General features: G+C 66.6%; 4 protein-coding genes and 1 pseudogene. 4 read left to right on the top strand and 1 reads right to left on the bottom strand.

What is annotated here, in order from left to right:
* Positions 1–215 (bottom strand): annotated as a pseudogene (locus tag VS93_RS29920) (hypothetical protein); the annotation flags it as partial.
* 1,525 nt (positions 216–1,740) lie between these two features.
* Between VS93_RS29920 and VS93_RS25385 the strand changes: the two are divergent.
* From VS93_RS25385 to VS93_RS25400, 4 genes are read left to right on the top strand one after another with little or no spacing between them, the layout of a single operon-like run.
* Positions 1,741–2,550: an adenylate/guanylate cyclase domain-containing protein gene (locus VS93_RS25385; protein WP_052745999.1), complete on the top strand. Its 810-nt coding sequence runs from the start codon at positions 1,741–1,743 to the stop codon at positions 2,548–2,550.
* Positions 2,551–2,558: 8 nt separating this feature from the next.
* Positions 2,559–4,742, top strand: a complete 2,184-nt coding sequence (locus tag VS93_RS25390) for an nSTAND3 domain-containing NTPase (protein WP_046472377.1) — start codon at positions 2,559–2,561, stop codon at positions 4,740–4,742.
* Positions 4,739–5,884, top strand: coding sequence for a hypothetical protein (locus tag VS93_RS25395; protein ID WP_156185017.1), 1,146 nt, complete (start codon positions 4,739–4,741; stop codon positions 5,882–5,884). The genes VS93_RS25390 and VS93_RS25395 overlap by 4 nt, the downstream gene beginning before the upstream one ends.
* Positions 5,874–7,247: a DUF4407 domain-containing protein gene (locus VS93_RS25400; protein ID WP_052746000.1), complete on the top strand. Its 1,374-nt coding sequence runs from the start codon at positions 5,874–5,876 to the stop codon at positions 7,245–7,247. The genes VS93_RS25395 and VS93_RS25400 overlap by 11 nt, the downstream gene beginning before the upstream one ends.
* Positions 7,248–7,589: the final 342 nt, after the last annotated feature.

Genomic DNA, 7,589 nt, shown 5'->3' on the forward strand with positions numbered 1-7,589 from the left:
ACTGCGTCGGGGATACAGCGAAACGTCTCACGGCGCACCATCCGGTTCCAGACCTTGTACAGATGATCCTGCACCCGGTCTTCGAACTCCGACACTTCGACCGCATCCACCCCAGCCGACCCCTGGTTCGCCTTCACCTGCTCCCACGCCTGCCACCCCTCGGTTTTGGAGATGTCGAAGGGCTTGGACCCCGCCGTTGACCGTGACTCGCCCACAGACTCCCCCCACACCTGGTTGATCCATCCGCGAGTCGCGCACTACCGGTGCCCTTCGCTCCACTCCCACCGCGCCCAGCACGAGCTTCCCCGCTACTACGAGACCGTCCGCAGCCCCGCTCCGCATCGGTACTTACCCCCTCGTCTGCTGGCTCGGAGCGCTCCCTTGACATCGGAGCAGGGCCTTCCCAAGTTCCACATGGCCGCCGCAGACTGCGTTCACGCCCCCTTTACGCCGGGTGCCGCCCGGCCAGTCAGCCCGCTCCCGCCGGACTCCTCCCGGGAGAAAAAGCGCCCTCCCGGTTTTGACACCACCTCAGATGTAACGACGCCTCTCACAGGGCACCCCGGACAACGCCAGGGCTCGCGCAACGTCTCCGCAGTCCCCGCCTGACAGCTCAAGCTGCCTTTTCCTTGTCGCTCACCACGCTCACCTCACAGTTCACGCAGCACAAGGCGGTTTGCGATCTCCTCGGGCAAGGCGACCGCGAAGGGCCATACCTTCATCGACCATGCAGCACCGAAGTCCATCAGCTACACCACTGACCTCCTCCGTTCTTGGCACACGCCTTTTTCGCCCTGAAGGTGCAGGTCACGGCCTTGCATCGGCCTCCCGAAACCGCCCCTGACAGCAAGAAGCCCCTGGTAGACGGGTTTTCGGCCAAGAACAACCTGAACACCAGAGGCTCTGATGCTGTTCCACCGCGCCTGCCTGCCGTTGTCACGCCGTCCCCTGAATTTGGCTGTCCGCACCATGCGTGCTCACCGCGAGAGCACCCGCTCCCGGTGGCGACGACTCGACCCGCCCGCTAAGCCCTGCTCGTGCTTCAACTGCGTGAAACACGATGAAAAGTGCTCATTGCCGCCGTGTAGGAACCGACCGATGCACGTGGGGCGTTCTCGACTCTCACGATGTTGGCGAAGGCCTGTGACAGATCCCATTCCTCACGCGCCGCGGTGGTTTCGCCTTCCGCTCTGCCCGCGCCGTCCAAGGACCGGTCCACCACACCGAAGCGACTCCCCAAGGGGCGCGGCCGTCAGCCGGGGACGCATCGCTTGCGAGAAGCGGTAGCCCGCCCACAGGAAGGCGGCGACGAACACCAGGAGCAGCAGGCTCGCGAGCGCACAGGGGCTCTCCCCGCGTCATCGTCTGCGACGTCATGACGGCAAAGGCCGCTCCCACGTGCACGACGATGAGAATCCCACCTTCCCGTCCGCCTACTGCACGTAACCCCAGAAAACCGTCAAAGCGGTCAGGGGTGTCGTAATGTTGTCTGGCTCTTCTTTTCTGGGCGTTTCCATGCGCTCTCTTCTGCGGGCTCTATGCCGAACCACCGACGGAACAGCGCAACACCCCTCTTTCAGTTGGAATCCCGGATCAATCAGTCATCTGGCATGTGCGCATGCTCACAGCCGATACCCCGAAGTCGTCCGTGAGAAAACCGATTTATACGGGATCTTCCGTCGCCGCTTACTCCAGAGTTGGCTTCTCACCGTGTGGAGATACCTCCGGAAAGGATGAATAGTGACGTTCAGCGATCGATTCGACAGGCGCCCCATGATGGCCGTTGACGTCAAAGGGTTCGGTAGTTCTGACGACCAGCGGCAGGAGGACATCCAGGACGGGCTGATCACGGTCCTGGAGCAGGCAGCGAAGCGCAGCCATCTGCGTAGAAAAGACTGGTTCGTCGACTTTACCGGTGACGGCGAACTCGCGATCCTCCCCCGTGAGGTGCCGGAGTCGCTGCTTGTCGACGACTACTTGCGGGCGTTCAAAGCGGAGCTGACCAGATACAATCGCGACCGCCTGGCCAATGCCCACCTGCGGGTGCGGATAGCGATCCACTTCGGCAGTGCGGTCCGATCGGGGAACGGCCATTACCGCGGTCAAGGGGTCGTCGCCGTCAGTCGGCTGGTGGACAGCGACGTGCTCCGCACAGCCCTTGCTATGTCTGGCGCGGATCTGGCGGTCATCCTGTCGCGTCCGGTCTTCATGGACGCGGTCCTGCAGGGCTACACGACCGGAAACGCGGAGGACTACCGCAGGGTCGAGGTGCGGCAAAAGGAGTTCCGGAGCGACGCCTGGATCCTGGTCCCCGGCCACGACATCCATGCCATGGACCTTGACCCTGCCTCCGCCGACGACGACACCACATCCGCCCCCGAAGACACCACTGGCGGGACTCCCGATGCGTCCGGCGCGAGATGCGGAGCCCCGCGCGCTTCCGGTGGCACCGACGAGCGGACCCGTGGCCGCCCCTACCCCGGAGTGGTCAACAACTTCAACGATCGGGTCGACGTATCCGGCGGCGTCATCGGCATCAAGTACGAGTAGCGGGTCCAATGGCCGAGAACGGAACCGAGAAGAACGACGACGATCGACACGACGGCCCCGCACCGTCCCCACCTCCCGAAGCGGAGAAGGACTCCTCCACGCTCGGCGAAGATCACGAGGCCGAAAAACCCAATCCGGCTGACCGGCCCGACTCGGCCGCGAGGAAGGACGGGGAGTGCATCGAACGCCGAATGGGCCGGTCCAGCGAGGTGGTCAACAACTTCTACGGGCACGTCCATGTGTCTGACGGCACGATCGGCGTCGCCGGGGCCGGTGACGGCGACAGGCGCCGCGCGGTGACCGGCAGGCTCGACGAAGACGAGATCAGGCAGATCCTGCGGCATCACATCCGGCCGGCGGCGCACGAGCGGGCCGCGGAGAAGCTGGCCGAACAGCGGGTCGTCGTGCTGACCGGACCTCACGGCATCGGAAAGCGGTCCGGGGCGATGGCGCTGCTGCGGGAGGCCGCATCAGGGAAGCTGGCCGTCCTGTCTCCCGCGTCGGATCTGTCTACCTTGGCCGAGCGCCCCTACAGAACAGGGTGGGGCTACCTGATCACCGACTGGTTCGCCGGCGACCGCGCGCTACGCGCATCGGAGCGGGATTTCTCGTGGAGCGCGGTACGCGATCAGGTCGCGGAGGCCCGTGCGTACCTGATCGTCACCACCCTTCCAAGCGCCTTCGCGATCGACTCGCACGCGGTCGCCCACGTCGCCTGGGAGTGTCCGCCGATTACCGAACTACTGCGCCGTCGGGTCGCCGGCGCGGTGCCCGATGGCGCCGTCGAGCGGGCGGCCGCACTGGTGCCGGAGGACTACGCCATAGCGGACGCCGTCCGCATCGCCGACCGCCTAGCGCGGGAAGAGGAGGCCGAGCGGGCAGTCGCCGAGGTGCTGGAGCGCTCCGGCCGGAAGGAGGTCCATCAGTGGTTCGAGACCGAACCCACCCGTGAAGAGATCGTCGACGTCACCGCGCTGGCGCTGGCACCAGGGGTGCGGGAGCGCGACTTCGAGACGCTGTCGGGTCGTCTGGCCAAGGAACTGGCCACCACCATGCCGCCCCCCGCAGCGACGGCCTTGGACCCCGAGCAGACCATGGTTCCCGGCAAGGACGTCTTGGGGCAGCGGCGGAGTCTGCGCGGGTCGATGGAGGGACTCATACGCGTCGAGCGGCGGACGCAGGAGGGAACAGGCCGCCGCTACCCGGTGTTCCGGGAGGACGGTTACCGGTCCGAGGTGCTGACCCAACTGTGGGAGCGGTTCGACATCTCGTTCTGGGACGGTGTGCGTGCCTGGATGACCGGGATCATGGACGAGGGCGGATACGCGGTCAATGTCGCCGCCGGGCTCGCCGCGCTGGCGCGTATCGACCTCGACGAGGTCCAGGAGATGTATCTCGATCCCTGGTCCAAGGACGGATCGGCGTGGCACGCTCAAGTAGCGGCCGTCTACCTGCTGTGGACCATGTGCCGGGACGACGAGCAGGCGGCCGAGGCGCTGCGCATCGCGGTGCGCTGGATCAGCTACGGCAGTAACGCGCAGAGAGAGCTGGGAACCCTCGCCTTCACCGGTGAGCTGGGCGTGCGCTATCCCACGGAGGCCGTCCGCAGGCTCTGGCAGCTCGCCTCCCAGGAGAACGCGCTCAGCACCGACGCTGCGATCGCCCTCGGCGGACTGTTCGGCACGCTGGCCATGCGCGGGCGAAGCGCCGGTGAGGTGGTGCGCCAGTTGAGGGTCCAGTTCTCCCGCACGCGGCCCGTCGGACCGACGCGCGGGCGGCGCGTTCTGATCCTGCACGCGGTCCTTGTCCTGCTGTCCGGCCGTGATCCTCACACGGGGATCCCCGCTGTAGTGATCCACCTCGACGCCCGTCCCGGTCAGGTTCAGCCAATCGTCGAGCTGTGGGCGGCCCTCATCCGATACCGGCCGCTGCGCCATGCCGGCCTCACCGAGCTGTGGAGAGCCGTCAACGCGTTTCACCAGGTGACCTCCGAGCCCGAGCCTGCCGTCCGCGCGCTCGGCGAGGCCTTTGCCCGAGTGCTTCCGCTGGCCGAGCACACAGGTTTCCGCGCCTCCCTGATCCGGATCGCCGAAGGGGAGCGGCCCGACCGCGCCGCGCGCGCCTCCGCGATCGAGACCCTGCTGGCGGCCCTGAAGAAAGCCCACGTCCGAAGCCACGGAGAAAAGGAATGATGATGCAGCGGAAGTACCCCATCATCGAGCAACGACAGCTCCGCCTGCCCGAGCGGCAGGGGCCCCTCGGCCTCGGCCGGCGCTGTCGCGACCGGGAGGACCTGCCGGAGGTGCTTGCACATCACCTGCTGGTGTACAGGGTGCGGGGCGAGTACGTTGTCGACAATGGTCGACTGGGCCTCGACGACGAACGGGTGGTCGAAGCCGACCACGTCAGCCTGGTCGACGTCGGGCGCGATACCGCGGTCTCCGTGCCGTTGACGATTCCCTCGGGTGAAGACGCCCCCTTCACCATCGTCACCACGTTCAACTGCACCGTCACGGACGCGGTCACGGTCGTCCGGGAGGGGCAGACCGAGGCGGCGAAAAGGCTCGACACCTACCTACGCGCCCACCAGCGCCTCTTCGAGCTGGGCCAGTACTGTGAGCTGGCCGAGGTGAATGAGGTGCGGGTGAGCACGAGCGCTCAGATTCAGGCGTACACGCAACTCAAACCGCCGGTCATTCCGGGCATCAGCATCGAGCTGGCCGGGGTCGAGGTCACGGTCCCCGACGCGCTCAGGGAGTACCGCGAGAAGCTCCGGGAGACCAGAGAGCAGTACGACCTCAGCAACCATGTGGCCATCCAAGAAGGCACCCAGGCGCTCAAGGAGGACCATCTCAAGCAGGCCCTCGCCGCGCAGCAGCAGAACGGCACCCTGGAACGGGCCCAGCAGGTCGACGAGTTCGCCAAGGAGAGCCCCGCTCGCGTCTGGGCGGCCGGCCTGGCCAGCGGCGAGTTCAGCTACGCAGACCTCGCCGCACAGTTGGACAAGCGGGAGCGGATGGTGGTCGAGCGGATTGAGAGGGAGCAGGAGGAGCTGCGCCGGCGCTGGGAGGTCACGCGCGAGGACGAACTGCGCCGCCAGACGTGGCGCCGGGAGGACGAACGCCAGCAGCTCGCCCTCAAGCTGGAGCTCATCAAGGAGGCCTTGCAACGGGGGCACGGCGACGAGGTCTCGCTGGGCTTGGACGAGTTGATCAGGCAGATGCTCGAACCGGGCGTGAGCGTGGCGTCTGGAGGGGAGGAGCGGCAGAGCATCGAGAAGAACGGCCACGACTTCGACGGTGAGGCGGCCGAGGAGGAGGACAGTGGCGACTAGCACCGGAGCGGCACCGCAGACCGATGGCGACCAGGTGCCGGTCGATCCTCACCGGCCCGCGCCGCCGGTCATCGGCCTGGGCCGGTGGCCGCGCCGCCTCATCGGCGTCGTCGAGGAGCTCCTCGACTGGGTTCCGGAAGAGCGCTCCCGCTATACGTGGCAAGGCCTCATCGTCATAGGGGCCGGCTGTGCGGCCATGATCTCGGTTCTGGTGGCAGTCACGTCGATCACCGGTGTGAACCCGCTCTGGCTGCTCCCGTTCGCAGTCTTCTGGGGGGCGATGATCGCGACGATCGACGGGTGGCTGATCAGCACCACCCACGGTGTCGCAACCGGGTTCCGCTGGCTGCTCTTCATCCCCCGCATCGTGTTGACGGTTCTGCTCAGCTTCGTCATCGCGGAGCCCTTAGTGCTGTACGTGTTCCATCCGGCGATCGAGCAGGAGACCCAGCGGCACCGGGCCGACGAGATCGACGCCTACGAGAGCAGGCTGACCGAGTGCAATCCGGTGGACGGCGGGGAGAGCGGGAGCGATTGCGCGGACTTCCTCATCAAGGTCGAGGGAGCGGCGCCGGATGCGGCACGGGACGAGCTCGCCCGCGCCGTCCAGGAGCGCGACGACCTGCTAGAGGAGAAGAAGGAGCTCGACGACCAGTGGCAGGAGATGAACGAGGACGCGCGGAAGGAGTGCGGCGGGGCCGATGGCGAAGACTTCACCGGGGTCGTCGGCGAGGGCCCCAACTGCGTCCGGCTGCGCGGTGAGGCGGACGACTTCCGCGCCGACAACGACCTCGGTGGGCAGCAGGAGCGGATCGACGAGCTGAACGCGCGGATCGATGAGCTGGAGAAGTCCACCGGGGGCACGTTCGAGGCCTACGAGAAGCAGCTCAGCGAGGAGATCGCGACGAAGGTGCGGGAACGCGAGGACGCCCACGGGCGCGTGGGCCTCCTTGAGGAGATGGACGCGCTGCACCGGTTGCAGCAGGACAGCTTCTACGTGTGGGCCGGAGTGTGGCTGCTGCGGCTGTGCCTCATGACGGTCGATGCCCTTCCCGTCCTGACGAAGCTGATGTCGCGGTCGAGCACCTACGACATGCTGTACTCTCGGCAACTCGTCACGAACGAGGACCTGTTCACCATGGAGTCCGATGTGCGCAAGCGCCGGGACACGGCCGCGAAGCGGGTTGAGCTGGAGGCCGTTGAGTTCGACGTCCAAGAGCAAATCCGGCGGCTCAACGTCGCCGATCGCGCGGGGCAGGCGAGCAGTGACGCGGAACTCAACGCGCAGATCGATGCCCTGGCGGACCGGCTTCGCGACACTGCGCCCGCCGCCCAGGGACGCCACAGCAAGCTGGCGGACTGAATCCGCTCTTCCGTGACGAACGTGGCGCACGGCCACCGCCTCCTCATCGTCCTTCCTGTGGACGAGGGGCCGGTGGTCGGCGGCATGCTCGACGGTCCCGCAGGCTTCCTCTCGGCGGTCGAGCGGGCGGACCTTTTCGGGATCTGGCACATATTTCTGATGTTGTTGGTGATCTTTGGGGCGTTAGGTGGGTGCCTGTGCTGAGAGGCGTTGAGATAGGCGCTGGAAGCGACTGGCGGGGCGTGGCTTCGGGGGTGGGGTGGCGCCTTGGGGGTAGTACTGGCTGAGTCGGATGATTTTGGTACCGGCGGCGGTCAGGACATGCTGGACGTGGGCTTTGGC

This window comes from Allosalinactinospora lopnorensis (assembly GCF_000981225.1).
GTDB lineage: Bacteria > Actinomycetota > Actinomycetes > Streptosporangiales > Streptosporangiaceae > Allosalinactinospora > Allosalinactinospora lopnorensis.

Coding starts and splice junctions, on each gene's coding strand:
- VS93_RS25390 (WP_046472377.1), top strand. CDS start 2,559: ATGGCCGAGAACGGAACCGAGAAGAACGACGACGATCGACACGACGGC.
- VS93_RS25395 (WP_156185017.1), top strand. CDS start 4,739: ATGATGATGCAGCGGAAGTACCCCATCATCGAGCAACGACAGCTCCGC.